The organism is Thiolapillus sp., from assembly GCF_048562965.1.
In the GTDB taxonomy this organism is placed as follows: domain Bacteria; phylum Pseudomonadota; class Gammaproteobacteria; order Chromatiales; family Chromatiaceae; genus Thiolapillus; species Thiolapillus brandeum_A.
In genome coordinates this window covers 1-2,689 of record NZ_JBHNMF010000449.1, presented here as the reverse complement: position 1 = coordinate 2,689, position 2,689 = coordinate 1, and the positions used below count along the sequence as shown (strand labels likewise).

Sequence of the window (2,689 nt, the reverse complement as noted above, 5' to 3'; positions counted from 1 at the left end):
GCATTACACCAGCCAGACCTGTTCGGTCTGCGGCCATGTCAGCCCGGCCAACCGGCCCACCCAGGCGGTGTTTCACTGCCAGGCTTGTGGTCATACCGAACACGCGGATACCAATGCCGCGGGGAGGATGTCAACTTGATGGCTATCGGTTGGTTGTTGAGCCCAACTGATTGGCCCCAGCGTTCTGCCGAATTCGCTCCCCCCGCCTGAATAGAATATACTGCCCTTAGATTTCCATGGGGATCGGAAATACCATGAATGATAACGGCCAGGATCAGGAAACAAAGCAGCTGAACCTGTTTCGCCAGGTGTTTGGCAAAGCAGACGGTTCTTCGGACCTTTCCAATGTATTGATGTTTTGGGATTCGATTCCCAAATACTCCGTAGGGTTGCGGCAGCAATCCCGCATGCGAGACAAGAGCGGGAAGCTGCCTACCGTTACCCACACTTTCCACTATCAGGGCGAAGAATGCCGGGTAGAGATCACCCCGGCGTATATCCAGGATCCGACTGGAGAAGATATCGCTTATTATCCGGCCGCGACCGAGGAACTGATTGAAGACGTACTCAGAAAGTTCCTGCTTGATGCTTCCCTTGGCAGCATGGTAGAAGGCCAAGGAAACGAGCCTCAAACCCTGGTTCGATTCTCGCTCAAGATGATTCAACGGGAACTCCGGCGCATCGGGAAAACCCGCTCGATTCGTGAAATCAAGCACGCCCTCGATGTCATGGTCAAAAGTACCCTTAAGATAAAGCGGGGTAAGAACCGGGCACACTCCGATTCCATTTTGTCGAGCCTCACCATGGTTTCACGCGAAGACCTTGAAACGGACCCGGATGCCATGTGCTGCGCGTACTTTGCGCGCCCGATCACCCAGGCCATCCATTCTCTGGCGTTCCGCCAGTTGAGTTATGGCCGGATGATGCAGCATGATTCACAGCTCGCCCGTTGGCTGTTTCGCAGACTCTCTTACCTGTATATCAATGCCTCCCTGACAAACACCCATACCATTAAGTTCTCAGAAATCAACACAGAAAGCGGCTTGCTCCATCACAAGCGCAAGCTGGATCGCGTTAAGGCGATGAGGCGGGCCTTGTCCGAATTGGTGGATTCGAACACTCTGTACAATTTCAAGGAAAACCACGAGCTTAGCGGAAGAACAATCAAGGACTATGTTTTCACGCTATTTCCACACCATGATTTTGTTTCCATGATGAAGGCTGCGAATGCGCGTCAGAAGCACATTCGGGAAGCAGCAGCTGCAGGTAGGATCGGCTCCCACATGAGGCGGCATATTTAAGGGGAGGAAGGTTTTACTCCCAGTACCCACGGGAAGGCGCCAGCCAGCCAGGTAGGGATTACTCCCATAGGCCTCTGTTATCCCGGAATATCAACATGTTAGCGCGCTTATATATGAAAAAACCGGAAACGGAGGAAATGGGTGCGCCCGAGGCGGTAGGAAGAACTCCCATTCAACGGGAATGGTGCGACAGAAAATGCGGAAGGATCTGCTCCCAGGGTGGAAGGATGAACTCCCGCCGCAGGAAGGATTCATTCCCAAAAGCGGTAGGTTTTACTCCCAGCGTACATTTTTTATACGATTTTCATGAGAAAACACAGGGATTTTATGCAAAAACATTAGGTTAGCCGGTAGGTTTTACTCCCGAGGAGGTAGGAAGAACTCCCAACCACCCTTGTTCGTGGTAGGTTTTATTCCCAAGGCGGTAGGAAGAACTCCCACGACTCAATGGGGTGAAAGGGCGAACTCCCATAGCCGGTAGGTATTGCTCCCACAACATAGCGCATCCTATTGAATTAATTACCATAAATACACGCTTTCTTTTTTCCTTTTCTTGTTTCCTTATATTCCTTGGTTACCTGTTCATGGACGGGGTGTTCGGGGCCGTTTAGAAGGAGCTGTTGCCACGACTCCCTGTTCTGGTAGGTGTGCCCGCCAGTGTTCCTGTACAACCGATACAATCGCGCTGCACCGTTCTCGTTCTTCCGGCAAATAGCGACGTGCGCCCACGTACTCCATGATCTCATCAACCATGGCGTTCCAGTTTTTACCGTGGTTTCCTCCTAGGGCATAGATATCCGCATCGTCAACCAACTCAACCCTTCTGGCGACCACTAAAACCTTTTTCACCGTGTCAGGCATATCGAAACGGGTAATTATCTCTTTATCCCTGATCATATCCCGCACCCCTTGCTCCAGGCCCTTTAGGCGCCGAACACCATCGTCATATTGTTTAAGCACATCTTCAGAAACATCAGGGTCATCCGGACGCCATTCGTTCAGCATGCTCATGACCTCTTCCAGGATGCTGATATCCAAAGGAGTATTGTCCACAGGGTTGCTCATCGATCTATCTCCTTGCTATTGCGCAGGAATCGTTAAAGTTGCTATAGTATATATAACACTATTACTTACTGCGTCAACACGCGGAACACGGGGAAACAATGCGCTGGCTAAAAGAAGGGCAAAAACAGGAAAACGGCGACATCATGGTTGTGGGTGAGCCAAGTATTCTTCACTCTGCTGCCGGGCATTATGTTGGCCAGCTGTATCTGCACTTCTACAAAGATATGCGGCCCGATGAACAGGGTATACCGATGCCCTATGATCGTCTGAGCGAGTATTTTCCCAACGAGGAAAGTGCGGCACCCCTTTTGGAATCCATTCGG

At 51.1% G+C, this 2,689-nt stretch carries 4 protein-coding genes; 3 read left to right on the top strand and 1 reads right to left on the bottom strand.

Features of this window, described 5'->3' with window-relative positions:
• A partial coding sequence (locus ACOCD2_RS16195; protein WP_293647951.1) for a zinc ribbon domain-containing protein occupies nucleotides 1-139 on the top strand: 139 nt, incomplete at its 5' end.
• Between the two features lie 169 nt (nucleotides 140-308).
• On the top strand, nucleotides 309-1,301 hold the full coding sequence (locus tag ACOCD2_RS16190; protein ID WP_293680524.1) for a hypothetical protein: 993 nt from the start codon (nucleotides 309-311) through the stop codon (nucleotides 1,299-1,301).
• 582 nt (nucleotides 1,302-1,883) lie between these two features.
• Here the strand turns inward: ACOCD2_RS16190 and ACOCD2_RS16185 are convergent.
• Nucleotides 1,884-2,366, bottom strand: a complete 483-nt coding sequence (locus tag ACOCD2_RS16185; protein ID WP_293652474.1) for a hypothetical protein — start codon at nucleotides 2,364-2,366, stop codon at nucleotides 1,884-1,886.
• Nucleotides 2,367-2,464: 98 nt separating this feature from the next.
• Between ACOCD2_RS16185 and ACOCD2_RS16180 the strand changes: the two genes are divergently transcribed.
• On the top strand, nucleotides 2,465-2,689 hold a 225-nt coding region (locus ACOCD2_RS16180), incomplete at its 3' end, for a hypothetical protein (protein WP_293674793.1).